Here is a 12,899-nt window from a genome sequence, read left to right as displayed (position 1 = left end):
CGGGGCTTGTCCACCGGGCGCTGGCTGCTGATTGGGCTTGATTTGACCAGCGCGCGCCGCGCACGGCAGAATCGGGCGCATGAACCTGCGCCCGCCCCCTCTCTCCCGCACCGCCACCCACTGCGCCGCCTGGCTGGGTGCCGCCCTGCTGGCCGCCGGCTGCGCCAGCACCACCAGCGGCAGCGTGGCCGCGGGCGGCCAGGGCCGCTCGCAGCTGCTGCTGGTCTCGTCCGACGCGGTGATACAGCAGTCGCTGCAGTACTACGAGCAGCAGAACAAGCAGGCGCGCGCCAAGGGCGAGCTGATCACCAGCGGCGCCGAGTGGAGCCGCGTCAACGCCATCATGCAGCGCCTGACGCCGCAGGTGGCCGCGTTTCGCGCCGACGCCGCGCGCTGGCCCTGGCAGCTGGTGCTGATCGACGAGGACACCGTCAACGCGCACGTGATGGCCGGCGGCAAGATCACGGTCTACACCGGGCTGATCCGCAAGCTGAGGCTGACCGACGACGAGATCGCCGCCGTGATGGGCCACGAGATGGCGCACGCGCTGCGCGAGCACACGCGCGAGAAGATGTCGCAGGCGGCCGCGGGCGACTTGGCCATTTCCATCGGCGGCGCGCTGCTGGGCGTGGGCGAAGGCGGTCAGCAACTGGCGGGCCTGGGCAAGCAGCTGGCGCTGGACCTGCCGTTCTCGCGCGGCATGGAAAGCGAGGCCGACCTGTACGGGCTGGAGCTGGCGGCGCGCGCCGGCTACGACCCGCGCGCGGCGGTCACGCTGTGGCAAAAGATGGCGCAGGCCGGAGGCAGCAACGGCCCGGGCTTTTTGTCCACCCACCCGGCGCCGGGCGACCGCATGGCGGCGCTGCAGGCCGCCATCCCCAAGGTGATGCCGCTGTACGAGGCGGCGCGGCGCGGGCGCTGATTTACAGCGCCGCCTGGTGCGCAAAGCGCACCACGGTGACGCCGGCGCGCGCCTGGCGCGTGGAGGGCATGACCAGCACGCAGTCGTCGTAGGGCGTGCGCACCGCCTCCCCCTGCCCCGGACCGTCCTGATGGCCGATGACGGTGCCGGCCTTGTCGATCCGCTCCAGCCCGGTGAAGGGCCGCACGAAGGCGAAGCGCTCGCTGCGCGCCACGGCGGCGCCGTCCACCGTGAGCGCCCACTGGCGCGGCGCGTCGGGCAGCCGCCAGCCGGGCAGGGCCGCGTCGAGCGCGGCGCCATCCAGCGCGCCGGCCTGCTGCAGGAAGCGCAGGCACATGTCCTGCGCCACCCCGCGGCTGGACAGCGCGCCGTGAAAGCCGCACTCCAGCAGCAGCGAGCGGGTTTCGGGCGCCACGTGGTCGGGCTGGCCGAAGCGGCCGAAGTCGCGCATGCGCACGCCGTCCTGGTGGCCGGCGTCGATGACGATGTGGCCGGGCGTGCGCAGGCTGCGCGCCAGATCGAGGTTGCGCTCGTGCAGGCCCGTCAGCAGCAGGGGCGCGCCGGGCTCGTGCATGGAGTGCAGATCCAGCAGCCAGCTGGCGCGCTGCACGAAGGGCGCCAGCGCGGCGGCGCGCCGGCGCTCCAGCGTGTCGGCCGCCTGGATGCGCTCGGGCGTCCACTGGCGGTTCAAGTCCTGCTGGACGAAGCGCGCCGCGTCGGGGTCGGCGGCGTCGAAGCGGTCGAACGCGGCCAGGTTGCCAAACGCCAGCGTCAGCGTACCGCGCGCCGGGCGCAGGCCGGCCTCCAGCAGGCCCTTGAGCGCCCAGGCGCCGCACAGCTCGTTGCCGTGGATCAGCGCGCTGATCAGCACGGCCTCGCCGCTGGCGCCGCTGTCGAAGTGCCACACGCCCTCCACGCCGGTGTTGCCGGCGCGCCAGGGCGCGATGTCGGGGACGGGCAGATCGAAGGTCGGCATGGTCGGGCTCTCGGGCGAACGGGTCAGGGGCGGGCGGCGTTCAACTGATCGCGCGTGGCCTGCGCCGCCGCGCGCGCGGCCTGGGCAAAGCCGGCGCCGCTGCCGGCGTACAGGATGGCGCGCGAGCTGTTGACGACGATGGGACCATCGGCCCGCCAGCCGGCGCGCACCGTGGCCAGCGCATCACCACCCTGCGCGCCCACGCCAGGGATCAGCAGCGGCACGGTGGGCGCCAGCGCGCGCACGCGCTCGATCTCGGCCGGGTAGGTGGCGCCGACGACCAGGCCCAGCTGGCCGTTGGTGTTCCACGGCCCCTGGGCCAGGCGCGCCACGTGTTCGTACAGCTTCGGCTGCCCCTGGACATCGGCCAGCCGCTGGTTCTGCAAATCGTCGCCGCCGGGGTTGGAGGTGCGGCACAGCAGGAAGGCGCCCTTGCCCTCATACTGGAGGTAGGGCGCGACCGAGTCGAAGCCCATGAAGGGCGAGAGCGTGACCGCGTCGGCGCCGTAGCGCTCGAAGGCCTCGCGCGCGTACTGCTCGGCGGTGCTGCCGATGTCGCCGCGCTTGGCGTCCAGGATGACGGGCACCTGCGGCGCCATCTGGCGCAGGCGCGCGATCAGGCGCTCCAACTGGCTTTCCGCCCGGTGCGCCGCGAAGTAGGCGATCTGCGGCTTGAAGGCACAGGCCACATCGTGCGTGGCCTCGGCGATCGCCACGCAAAAGTCGTAAATGCCCTGGGCGTCGCGCGCCACGCCGGCGGGAAAGCGCGTCGGTTCCGGGTCCAGCCCCACGCACAGCATCGAGTGGTTTTGCTCTTGCGCCTGGCGCAGTTGGTCGATGAAGCTCATGGCCGTCAATTTTAGGGCGCGCCCTAAAATCGCCGTTTGCTTTTTCCTCACCCCCACCGCGCATGACCAAGCCCGCCCGCAAGCCCCAAGTCCCCAACTTCTCGTCGGGCCCCTGCGCCAAGCGGCCCGGCTACGACGTGGCCCGGCTCGACCTGCGCGCCCTCGGCCGCTCGCACCGTAGCGCCCTGGGCAAGGAGCTGCTGGGCGCGTGCAGCAGCGAGACGGCGCGCATCCTGGGCCTGCCCGCGGGCTACCGCGTGGGCGTCGTGCCGGCCTCGGACACCGGCGCGGTGGAGCTGGCGCTGTGGTCGCTGCTGGGCCCGCGCGGGGTGGACATGCTGGCGTGGGAATCGTTCGGCAGCGGCTGGGTGAAGGACGTGGTCAGCCAACTCAAGCTGCAAGACGTGACGCGCCACGAAGCCGGCTACGGCCAGCTGCCCGACCTCGGCAAGGTGAACTTCGACCACGACGTGGTCTTCACCTGGAACGGCACCACCAGCGGCGTGCGCGTGCCCGACGGCGACTGGATTGCCGATGACCGCGCCGGCCTGGCGATTTGCGACGCCACCAGCGCCGTCTTCGCCATGGACCTGCCCTGGCACAAGCTGGACGTGGTCACCTACTCGTGGCAGAAAGTGCTGGGCGGCGAAGGCGCGCACGGCATGCTGATCCTCAGCCCGCGCGCCGTCGAGCGGTTGGAAAACTACACCCCACCCTGGCCCCTGCCCAAGATCTTCCGCCTGACCAGCGGTGGCAAGCTGATGGAAGACATCTTTGCCGGCAGCCCCATCAACACCCCCAGCATGCTGTGCGTGGCCGACTACCTGGACGCGCTGGCGTGGTGCGACCGCGTGGGCGGCGTGGCCGGCACCATCGCGCGCAGCCAGGCCAACCTGAAGGTGGTCGAGGACTTCGTCGCCGCGCACCCGTGGATCCACTTCCTGGCGCAGGCGCCCGAGACCCGCAGCAACACCAGCGTGTGCCTCACGCTCGATTTGCCCGCCGACAAGGTCAAGGCATTGGCCAAGCTGCTGGAGACCGAGGGCGTGGCCTACGACATCGCCGCCTACAAGGACGCCCCGCCCGGCCTGCGCATCTGGTGCGGCGCGACGGTGGAGCAAAGCGACCTGGAGGCGCTGATGCCTTGGGTGGAGTGGGGATACAGGCAAGTCAGCGCCTGAGGGCCACGCGCTGGTACGGTCACCCCACCAGCCGGCTCATCGCCTCGCGGTACTTCGCCGCCGTCTGCGCGATCACCTCGTCCGGCAGTTCGGGCGCGGGTGCCGTCTTGTTCCAGGGCTGGCCGCCCACCTGCGCGGTTTCCAGCCAGTCGCGCAGGTACTGCTTGTCGAAGCTGGGCGGGTTGGCGCCTTCCTGGTAACCCTCCAGCGGCCAGTAGCGAGATGAATCGGGCGTGAGCACCTCGTCCATCAGCACCAGGGTGCCGGCGGCGTCCAGGCCGAACTCGAACTTGGTGTCGGCGATGATGATGCCCTTGGCCAGCGCGATGGCGGCGGCGCGCTGGTACAAAGCGATGCTGATGTCGCGGATCTGCGCGGCGAGCCCGGGGCCGATCATCTGCACCGTGCGCTCGTAGGTGATGTTCTCGTCGTGCTCGCCCACCTCGGCCTTGGCGGCGGGCGTGTAGATGGGCTGCGGCAGCTTGCTGGCGTTCTTCAGGCCGGCGGGCAGCGCCACGCCGCAGACCGCCCGGCCTTGCTGGTATTCCTTCCAGCCGCTGCCGGCCAGATAACCGCGCACCACGGCCTCGACCGGGATGGGCTTGAGGCGCTGCACCAGCATGCTGCGCCCGGCCACCTGCGCCACCTCATCGGGCGCCACCACGCTTTCGGGCGCGTCGCCGGTCAGGTGGTTGGGCACGATGTCCTTGAGCCGATCGAACCACCACAGCGCCATCTGCGTGAGCAGGGCGCCCTTGCCCGGGATGGGCTGGCCCATGATGACGTCGAAGGCGCTGATGCGGTCGCTGGCGACCATCAGGATGCGGTCGCTGCCGACGGCGTAGTTGTCGCGCACCTTGCCGCGCGCGAGCAGGGGCAGGCTGTGGAGCTGGCTGGTGTGCAGGGCGGCGGCGGTCATGGTGCTTGTCAAAAGTTTATGAAAGAAAAAAGCCGCTGGCGCCTGGAAAACAAGCGCGAGCAGCTTCTGGTTTGATAGCAATCGCGGCGCTTCAGACGACGCGCTGCGCCAGCTCGCCCTTGGCGTATTGGTCGGCCATGGCCGACAGCGGCAGGCCCTTGATCTTGCTGCCCTGGCCTTCGCAGCCGAACTCCAGGTAGCGCTGCTTGCACACGGCCTTGGCGGCCTCGCGCGCAGGTTTCATCCACTCGCGCATGTCGAACTTGTCGGGGCTCTCGGCCTGGAACTGGCGCACCGCGCCGGTCATCGCCATGCGAATGTCGGTGTCGATGTTGATCTTACGCACGCCATGCTTGATGGCTTCCTGGATTTCCTTGACCGGCACGCCGTAGGTCTGCTTCATCTTGCCGCCGTACTGGTTGATGATGGCCAGCAACTCCTGCGGCACGCTGCTGGAGCCGTGCATCACCAGGTGCGTGTTGGGGATGCGGGCGTGGATTTCCTTGACGCGCGAAATCGCCAGCACGTCGCCCGTGGGCGGGCGGGTGAACTTGTAGGCGCCGTGGCTGGTGCCGATGGCGATCGCCAGCGCGTCGAGCTGCGTCGCCTTGACAAACGCGGCGGCCTCCTCGGGGTCGGTCAGCAGCTGGCTGTGGCTGAGCTTGCCGGCCGCGCCGATGCCGTCTTCCTCGCCGGCCTCGCCCGTCTCCAGGCTGCCCAGGCAGCCCAGCTCGCCCTCCACCGTGGCGCCCGCCTTGTGCGCCATGGCGACGACCTCCTGGGTGACCGCGACGTTGTAGTCGAAGTCGGCCGGGGTCTTGCCGTCTTCGCGCAGGCTGCCGTCCATCATGACGGAGCCGAAGCCCAGCTTGAGCGCGCCGGCGCACACCGCCGGGCTGGTGCCGTGGTCCTGGTGCATCACCATCGGGATGTGCGGATAAGCCTCGGCCGCGGCCTGGATGAGGTACTTGATGAAGTGCTCGCCCGCGTACTTGCGCGCGCCAGCGCTGGCCTGCAGGATGACGGGCGCGCCGACCTCGTCGGCGGCCGACATGACGGCCTGCACCTGCTCCAGGTTGTTGACGTTGAAGGCGGGAATGCCGTAGTTGTGCTCGGCCGCGTGGTCGAGCAGCTCGCGCATGGAAACGAGTGGCATGGGGCAGTCCTCCGAGGGTTCAAAAAACCGGCGGGCGACACGCGCCCGCGAATCCCCCCGATTTTACCGGCCGGCGCCCGGTGGCACGGCTGGCGCGGCCTGGCCCGCCTGCACCAGCTGCACCGCCGCGCGCAGCGGCGCGTCGCCGATGGCGATGGCGCCCTCGAAGGGCCGGTCGATGACGTACACCGCGTGCACCTGCACGCCGATGAACAGGCCCAGCAGCAGCGTCATCCAGCGGCTGGCGCGCGCCTGGTTGGCGTGCGTCAGCGCGGCGAACGCCAGCACGATGACGGCGCAGATCAGCATGGCGCGCCACAGCAGCACGGGGATGTGACCAGCCGCCACCGTCAGGCGCATGTCGCGCGCGGCCGACAAGGCCTGCACGCCCCGCTCGAGCGCGCCGCGCAGCTCGGGCGGCTCGGCGGCAAAGCGCTGCAACGCGTCGGTGCGCAGGCGCGCCAGCTGCCGGCCGGTGGCGGCGTCGGCGCCGCTCCAGCTCATGGCGGGCCATTCGCGCGCCAGCACCTGCTGGCCGTAGGCGGCCAGCTGCTCCGACCAGGCGGCGGCCGTGGCCGGCGCGGCGCTGGCGCCCAGGGTGTGCAGCGCGTGGATGGCCGACACCTCGGCGCGCACGGCGCGCTCGGCATCGTCCACGTCGCGCAGCTCGACCGCTGCCATCAGGCCCATCCAGAACAGAAAGCCCGCCATCATGGGCGAGCCGATGGTGCCCACCAGGCCGCCCACCGCCGCCTGGCGCGCGGGGCTGCGCCGCACCCAGGCGCTGGCGGCCAGCGACAGCGCCAGCGCGGCGCCGGCGAACACCGCGTAAAAGGCCAGCGAGGACAGCCACAGGGGCCAGTACAGGACGACGGTCATCGATTCGGCTCACAGTTTGCAGACACGGCCGCGGCAGTCAGCCCGAGTAGCAGGCATGACGTGCGCCAAGTCGAGTATCCGATTGCCGCCGCTGCCGGTTGATTCTTGGATACCGTACAGCTTGAGCGCCTTGAACGTACGGCCTTGCCGTTTTGGTCGAGCGCCGCAATGAAACCCCGGCCTTTGGCGACCTTGTCGAGTGGTTGCTGGTTCATGGAGCGTCCGTCAGGAAAGTTCGAACACAAACGTCACGAGGGCAGCGGGCCCGCGAGACGGGCCGCCGTCATTGTAAGCACGGTGCTACCGCCAACTTGGCGTGCAACCGATCCCGGACAGCCGGATGCAGCGCCTCCTGTCATGCGCATGCAAGACACACGAAACGAAACCACAGTTACAAATCCGATATGAATAATGGCTATACTAAACATAGTGACAGGGGCGCGTATCCCACGTTGCCGCGTCAGGGGAGGAGATGACATGCATAAAGCCATTCATCGTGGCGCGTTGGCGCTGGGAGTCGTGCTGGGGCTCTACGCCAGCACCGCACAGGCATCGCTGACCGTACTGCGCAGTTTTGTCGGCAACTATGGCGTTTCGACCAGCGGCTGGGGCTCGCTCACGCAAGCCGGCACCTTGACCGCCCATGTGCCGGCCGGCGCTACCGTCAAGGCAGCCTACCTGTATACCTCGGCTTACCGATCGTTCGCCACCGACTCAACCATTGGCGGGACGTTCGAATCCAACGCCATCACGTACACCCCACTGGGCGTCAACGTCTCGGCTGACGGCCTGGAGGCCGGCCGTGCCGACGTGACGTCGATCGTCGCGCCGGTCATCAATGGCGGGCCTGGCGGGGCCTATAACTTCTCCATCACCGAAAACTCATCCCTGCAAGACGGCTCGGCCCTGGTCGTGGTGTACCAGTTGCCGTCGCTGCCGGTGTCCACCGTTGCGGTGCTGGACGGCTTCTCCGAATCCACAGGTGACAGCACGGCGCTGCAGTTTCCCACGCCGATCAACACCGCGGTTCCGGGCTTCTTCGCCGAGATGCGGCTGGGCATCGGCTTCAGTTGCTGCGGGCAGGCGTCACAGGTGGCGGTCAATGGCACGGTGATCACGCAGAACGCCGGCAACAATGACGACAGCGCCGATGCCAATCTTAATAACGGCAACCTGATTACGGTGGGTGGGGACAACGACCCGTTCTCTCCCATGTTGCCCACCTACGACGAAGATCATGAGCGCTACAACCTGATCCCGCAGATCACCAATGGCAGCACCACGATCGCTGTCGACACGGTCAACCCCTCCAACAATGACAACATCTTCCTGGCGGTGTTCCATGTGTATGGCCGCGCCGGCGTGAATGGAGAGCCGCCCGCCGCCGACACGCCACAGCCCGTGCCGCTGTGGTCGCCGGTCGGGATGGGCGTGGCGTCGTCGCTACTGGGCGTGCTGGGCGCGCTGGGTCTGGGCCGGCGCCGGCGCCGCGGCACTGCGGGCCACTGACACACAGTTTTGCCTGGGCGCCCGCGCTGGCGCGACCAGCGTGTGGGGCGTGTGCAGGGCCGACACCTCGGCGCGCGCAGCATAGTCGATGGCGCGGGCGAAAGGTCAGCCCACGCGGCAGATCTTGAGCATGTTGGTGCCGCCGGGCGCGCCCATGGGCTCGCCGCAGGTGATGGCGTAGATGTCGCCGGTGCCGACGATGCCCTGCGCCTTCAGGTGCGCCTCGGCCTGCGCCAGCGCCTCGTCGCGGTGGGCGCTGGTGTCCATCAGCAGCGGGCGCACGTTGCGGTACAGCGTCATCTTGCGCTGGGTGGCCACCTTGGAGGTGAGCGCGTAGATGGGAATGCGCACGCGGCGGCGGCTCATCCACAGCGCGGTGGAGCCCGAATCGGTCAGCGCCACGATGGCCTTGGCGCCCAGGTGGTAGGCGGTGAACAGCGCGCCCATGGCGATGGACTGGTCGATGCGCCCGAAGTGCTGGCCGCTGAAGTCGGCGTCCAGCTCGGCGGCGTCGTGCTGCTCGGCGGCCAGGCAGATGGCGGCCATCTGCTGCACCGTCTCCAGCGGGTACTTGCCGGCCGCCGTCTCGGCGCTCAGCATCACGGCGTCGGTGCCGTCCAGCACGGCGTTGGCCACGTCGCTCACCTCGGCGCGCGTGGGCACCGGGTTGGCGATCATGCTTTCCATCATCTGCGTGGCGGTGATGACCAGCTTGTCGGCGGCGCGCGCCATGCGGATCATCTTTTTCTGCAGCGCCGGCACCGCCGCGTTGCCCACCTCCACCGCCAGGTCGCCGCGCGCCACCATCACGCCGTCGCTGGCGGCCATGATCTCGTCCAGCCGGGGGATGGCCTCGGCGCGCTCGATCTTGGCGATCAGCCCCGGCCGGTGGCCCCATTCGGCGCCGGCCACGTGGCACAGCTGGCGCGCCATCTCCATGTCGGTGGCGTTCTTGGGAAAGCTGACGGCCACGTAGTCGGCGCGCAGCTGCATGGCGGTCTTGATGTCCTCCATGTCCTTGGCCGTGAGGGCCGGCGCCGTCAGGCCGCCGCCCTGCTTGTTGATGCCCTTGTTGTTGGACAGCTCGCCGCCCAGCTTGACGGTGGTGTGCACGGCCTCGCCGCGCACCGCATCCACCGTCAGCACGATCAGGCCGTCATTCAGCAGCAGGGTGTCGCCGGGCTTGACGTCGCGCGGCAGCTCCTTGTAGTCCAGACCCACGCCCTGCGCGTCGCCCGGCTGCTGGCGCGCGGCGTCCAGCACGAAGGGCGCGCCGGCCTGCAGCAGCACCTTGCCGCCTTCGAACTTGCCAACGCGGATCTTGGGTCCCTGCAGGTCGGCCATGATGGCCACCTCGCGGCCGGCGCGCTGGCTGGCCTCGCGCACCCGGCGCGCGCGCTCGACGTGGTCGGCCGCCGCGCCGTGGCTGAAGTTGAGCCGCACCACGTTGACGCCGGCGCGCACCATGGCCTCCAGCAGGGCGGGGTCGCTGGACGCGGGGCCGAGGGTGGCGACGATCTTGGTGGCGCTGTGGGTCATGGTTGGGGCGGTCCATCGATGCAGGCAGGCATTCTGGCATGCCGCCGTGGCACGCCGCCGTTTCGATACCCAATCGGACGCCAGCCGGCATGCAAAATTCCTGGACAGCTATCAATAAATGAGTCCATCACAGCTGCGACTCGATCGGCAGCCAGCTCAGCAGCCACACCAGCGCACGCAGGCCGGCGCTGGTTTCGGGCTCGTGCGTCCACGCGCGCTCGCCACCGGCCTGCCAGCGCAGGCTGCCGTCCGCGGCCAGCTCGACGCGCCAGGCGCTCTCGGGCCGGGTGCCGGCGTCGAACAGCCGCCGCACCTCGGCCGCCAGCGCCGGCTGGTCGAACACCACGCCCATCTCGGTGTTGAGCTGGGCCGAGCGCGGGTCGAAGTTGAACGAGCCGACGAAGCCGCGCGCGCCGTCGACCACGAAGGCCTTGGTGTGCAGGCTGGCGCCGCTGGAGCCGAGCAGCTCGCGCTCGGTGCCGGCGCGGCCCGGCCGCAGCTCGTACAGCGCCACGCCCTGGCGCAGCAGCGGCGCGCGCCAGCCCATGTAGCCGGCGTGCACCATGGGCACGTCGCTGGCGGCCAGCGAATTGGTCTGCACGCGCACCTGCACGCCCCGCCGCGCCTAGCCGGCCAGCAGCAGCGTGCCGGTGGCGCCGGGCACGAAGTAGGGCGAGATCAGCCAGCTTTCGCTCTCGGCCGAGAACAGCAGCGCCATGACGTCGAACAGCAGCCAGCCAGCGCGCTCCTGGCGCTGCGCCAGCGGCGCGGCTTTTTCGGGCGGGTCGGACAGCACGCGGATGCTGGGCGACCAGTGCAGGTCCAGGCCGCCGCCGGGCTGCAGCATGGCGTGCAGGTCGTCGCGCCCGGCCAGCGCCCGCACCCAGGGCGTGGCCTGGGCGTCGGCCCACCACTGGGCGCGGCGGGCGCCGAACTGCTCGGGCGTCCAGGGCTCGCCGCCTTCGCGCAGCGCGCCCAGCGGCACCACGGCGGCGGAGTTCCAGAAGGCGTCGAACACGGCGCTGGCCTGCGCCACGGCGGGGCCCAGCAGCAGCAGGTCGGTGTCGTGGAAGTTGGTGTCCGCGGCGGCGTCGAAGTACTCGTCGCCGACATTGCGCCCGCCGACGATGGCCAGCCGGTTGTCGGCGATCCAGGCCTTGTTGTGCATGCGGCGGTTGAAGCCGGCAAAGCGCAGGCCCATCTCCAGCGCGCGGCGCAGGCCGCCGGCGCGGTTGCGCGCCGGGTTGAACAGGCGCACCTCCAGGTTGGGGTGGGCATCCATGGCCCGCAGGGCCTGGTCGAGGCCGCCCGTGTTCAGGTCGTCGAGCAGCAGGCGCACGCGCACGCCGCGCTCGGCGGCCGCCATCAGCTCGTGCTGCAGCAGCCGGCCCGTCAGGTCGTCGTGCCAGATGTAGTACATCGCGTCCAGGCTGCGCTCGGCGGCACGTGCGGTGCGGGCGCGCACAACGAAGGCCGGCACCGCCTCGCTCAGCACGGCGGCGCCGCTGGCCCCCGCGGGCTGGGCGGCCAGCAGCGGGCGTGCCAGCCGGTCCAGCGCGGTGGCGGCGTCGGCCACCGGCAGCGCCGACGAAGGCTCGCCCTGGGCGCGGGCGGCAAAATGCCCCCAGGACCACAGCGCCAGCACCGACAGCACGGCCACGGCGGCCAGCACGATCAGGCTCCAGCGCAGGGCGGGTTTGAGCATCAAACAGGCCTTTTGCCGGCTTCCAATATGCCCGGTCAGCTACTGATTTCGAAGCTATCGGCCCGCCGCGCGCCGCTCCAGAATCTCGAACGCCGGCAGCTGCTTGCCCTCCAGCACCTCCAGAAAGGCGCCGCCGCCGGTGGAGATGTAGCCCACCTGCTTCTCGATGCCGTACTTGGCGATGGCCGCCAGCGTGTCGCCGCCGCCGGCGATGCTGAAGGCGGGCGACGCGGCGATGGCCTGCGCGATGGTCCTGGTGCCGTTTTCGAACGGCGCCATCTCGAACACGCCCACCGGGCCGTTCCAGACGATGGTGCCGGCCTGCATCAGCTGCGCGGCCAGGCGCCGGGCGGTGTCGGGGCCGATGTCCAGGATCATCTCGCCTTCGCCCACGGCGCTGGCCGGCTTGACGGTGGCCGCGGCGTCGGCCTTGAACTCGGTGGCGGTCACCACGTCGGTCGGGATGGGCACCTGCGCGCCGCGCGCGGCCATGGCCGCCATCACCGCGCGGGCCTCGTCCACCAGGTCGGCCTCGGCCAGGCTCTTGCCGATGGGCAGGCCGGCGGCCAGCATGAAGGTGTTGGCGATGCCGCCGCCGACGATGAGCTGGTCCACCTTGTCGGCCAGCGACTGCAGGATGGTCAGCTTGGTGCTGACCTTGCTGCCCGCCACGATGGCCACCAGCGGGCGCCGCGGCTTGGCCAGCGCGCGCTGCAGGGCGTCGATCTCGGCGGCCAGCAGCGGGCCGGCGCAGGCGATGGGCGCGTACTGCGCCATGCCGTAGGTGGTGGCCTCGGCGCGGTGGGCGGTGCCGAAGGCGTCATTCACATAGATGTCGCACAGCGCGGCCAGCTTGCGCGACAGCGCGTCGTCGCACTTCTTCTCGCCCTTGTTGACGCGGCAGTTCTCCAGCAGCACCAGCTGGCCGGGCTGCACGTCGACGCCATCGACCCAGTCACGCACCAGCGGCACCTCGCGCCCCAGCAGCTCGCCCAGGCGCGCGGCCACGGGGGCCAGCGAGTCGGCGGGCGTCAGCTGCCCCTCGGTCGGGCGGCCCAGGTGGCTGGTGACCATCACCGCCGCGCCGGCATCGAGCGCCATGCGGATGCAAGGCAGGCTGGCGCGGATGCGCGTGTCCTCGGTGATGGCGCCGGTGCTGTCCTGCGGCACGTTGAGGTCGGCACGGATGAAGACGCGTTGGCCGCGCGCGGCGCCTTGCGCGCACAGGTCGGAAAAGCGGATGACGTTCATGGTGTATCGGACGG

12 protein-coding genes are annotated in these 12,899 nt (G+C 70.4%); 3 read left to right on the top strand and 9 right to left on the bottom strand.

Annotated features, from left to right (window positions below; genetic code table 11):
* The first annotated feature begins 79 nt into the window (after window positions 1–79).
* The gene (locus tag H6927_04570) at window positions 80–922 is read left to right on the top strand and encodes a M48 family metallopeptidase (protein ID MCP5217366.1); all 843 of its coding nucleotides are present in this window, start codon (window positions 80–82) and stop codon (window positions 920–922) included.
* Window position 923: 1 nt separating this feature from the next.
* Here the strand turns inward: H6927_04570 and H6927_04565 are convergent, their stop codons facing one another.
* Together H6927_04565 and pyrF are read right to left on the bottom strand one after the other, a co-directional pair.
* On the bottom strand, window positions 924–1,898 hold the full coding sequence (locus tag H6927_04565) for a succinylglutamate desuccinylase/aspartoacylase family protein (protein ID MCP5217365.1): 975 nt from the start codon (window positions 1,896–1,898) through the stop codon (window positions 924–926).
* A gap of 23 nt (window positions 1,899–1,921) precedes the next feature.
* Window positions 1,922–2,746, bottom strand: coding sequence for an orotidine-5'-phosphate decarboxylase (gene pyrF / locus H6927_04560; protein ID MCP5217364.1), 825 nt, complete (start codon window positions 2,744–2,746; stop codon window positions 1,922–1,924).
* 62 nt (window positions 2,747–2,808) lie between these two features.
* Between pyrF and H6927_04555 the strand changes: the two genes are divergently transcribed.
* Window positions 2,809–3,927 (top strand): phosphoserine transaminase, encoded by a 1,119-nt coding sequence (locus H6927_04555; GenBank protein MCP5217363.1) that lies wholly within the window; start codon window positions 2,809–2,811, stop codon window positions 3,925–3,927.
* A 19-nt stretch (window positions 3,928–3,946) separates the two neighbouring features.
* Here the strand turns inward: H6927_04555 and H6927_04550 are convergent, their stop codons facing one another.
* The 3 genes from H6927_04550 to H6927_04540 all read right to left on the bottom strand — a co-directional run bounded on the left by H6927_04550 (window position 3,947) and on the right by H6927_04540 (window position 6,881).
* Window positions 3,947–4,846 (bottom strand): phosphoribosylaminoimidazolesuccinocarboxamide synthase, encoded by a 900-nt coding sequence (locus tag H6927_04550; GenBank protein ID MCP5217362.1) that lies wholly within the window; start codon window positions 4,844–4,846, stop codon window positions 3,947–3,949.
* 91 nt (window positions 4,847–4,937) lie between these two features.
* Window positions 4,938–6,002, bottom strand: a complete 1,065-nt coding sequence (locus tag H6927_04545; GenBank protein MCP5217361.1) for a fructose-bisphosphate aldolase class II — start codon at window positions 6,000–6,002, stop codon at window positions 4,938–4,940.
* A gap of 63 nt (window positions 6,003–6,065) precedes the next feature.
* Window positions 6,066–6,881 carry a hypothetical protein gene (locus H6927_04540; protein MCP5217360.1) on the bottom strand — a complete coding sequence of 272 codons (816 nt, stop codon included), beginning with the start codon at window positions 6,879–6,881 and terminating at the stop codon, window positions 6,066–6,068.
* Between the two features lie 477 nt (window positions 6,882–7,358).
* On the opposite strand from H6927_04540, the gene H6927_04535 reads away from it, so the two are divergent.
* Window positions 7,359–8,390 carry a PEP-CTERM sorting domain-containing protein gene (locus H6927_04535; GenBank protein ID MCP5217359.1) on the top strand — a complete coding sequence of 344 codons (1,032 nt, stop codon included), beginning with the start codon at window positions 7,359–7,361 and terminating at the stop codon, window positions 8,388–8,390.
* Window positions 8,391–8,495: 105 nt separating this feature from the next.
* Here the strand turns inward: H6927_04535 and pyk are convergent, their stop codons facing one another.
* The 4 genes from pyk to H6927_04515 all read right to left on the bottom strand — a co-directional run bounded on the left by pyk (window position 8,496) and on the right by H6927_04515 (window position 12,885).
* A complete protein-coding gene (pyk, locus tag H6927_04530) occupies window positions 8,496–9,929 on the bottom strand; it encodes a pyruvate kinase (protein ID MCP5217358.1) in 1,434 nt (477 codons plus the stop codon).
* A 127-nt stretch (window positions 9,930–10,056) separates the two neighbouring features.
* Window positions 10,057–10,530, bottom strand: a complete 474-nt coding sequence (locus H6927_04525) for a hypothetical protein (protein MCP5217357.1) — start codon at window positions 10,528–10,530, stop codon at window positions 10,057–10,059.
* A 24-nt stretch (window positions 10,531–10,554) separates the two neighbouring features.
* A complete protein-coding gene (locus H6927_04520; protein MCP5217356.1) occupies window positions 10,555–11,634 on the bottom strand; it encodes a phospholipase D family protein in 1,080 nt (359 codons plus the stop codon).
* Between the two features lie 54 nt (window positions 11,635–11,688).
* Entirely contained in the window at window positions 11,689–12,885 is a 1,197-nt protein-coding gene (locus H6927_04515) for a phosphoglycerate kinase (GenBank protein ID MCP5217355.1), read from the bottom strand.
* Window positions 12,886–12,899 lie beyond the last annotated feature (14 nt).

Source organism: Burkholderiaceae bacterium (genome assembly GCA_024235995.1).
GTDB lineage: Bacteria > Pseudomonadota > Gammaproteobacteria > Burkholderiales > Burkholderiaceae_C > Ottowia.
This window is presented reverse-complemented; position numbering and strand designations above follow the sequence as displayed.

What these genes read in the sequence shown, in the direction of transcription:
- H6927_04570 (MCP5217366.1), top strand. Translation starts at nt 80, where the DNA reads ATGAACCTGCGCCCGCCCCCTCTCTCCCGCACCGCCACCCACTGCGCC.
- H6927_04565 (MCP5217365.1), bottom strand. Translation starts at nt 1,898, where the DNA reads ATGCCGACCTTCGATCTGCCCGTCCCCGACATCGCGCCCTGGCGCGCC.
- pyrF (MCP5217364.1), bottom strand. Translation starts at nt 2,746, where the DNA reads ATGAGCTTCATCGACCAACTGCGCCAGGCGCAAGAGCAAAACCACTCG.
- H6927_04555 (MCP5217363.1), top strand. Translation starts at nt 2,809, where the DNA reads ATGACCAAGCCCGCCCGCAAGCCCCAAGTCCCCAACTTCTCGTCGGGC.
- H6927_04550 (MCP5217362.1), bottom strand. Translation starts at nt 4,846, where the DNA reads ATGACCGCCGCCGCCCTGCACACCAGCCAGCTCCACAGCCTGCCCCTG.
- H6927_04545 (MCP5217361.1), bottom strand. Translation starts at nt 6,002, where the DNA reads ATGCCACTCGTTTCCATGCGCGAGCTGCTCGACCACGCGGCCGAGCAC.
- H6927_04540 (MCP5217360.1), bottom strand. Translation starts at nt 6,881, where the DNA reads ATGACCGTCGTCCTGTACTGGCCCCTGTGGCTGTCCTCGCTGGCCTTT.
- H6927_04535 (MCP5217359.1), top strand. Translation starts at nt 7,359, where the DNA reads ATGCATAAAGCCATTCATCGTGGCGCGTTGGCGCTGGGAGTCGTGCTG.
- pyk (MCP5217358.1), bottom strand. Translation starts at nt 9,929, where the DNA reads ATGACCCACAGCGCCACCAAGATCGTCGCCACCCTCGGCCCCGCGTCC.
- H6927_04520 (MCP5217356.1), bottom strand. Translation starts at nt 11,634, where the DNA reads ATGCTCAAACCCGCCCTGCGCTGGAGCCTGATCGTGCTGGCCGCCGTG.
- H6927_04515 (MCP5217355.1), bottom strand. Translation starts at nt 12,885, where the DNA reads ATGAACGTCATCCGCTTTTCCGACCTGTGCGCGCAAGGCGCCGCGCGC.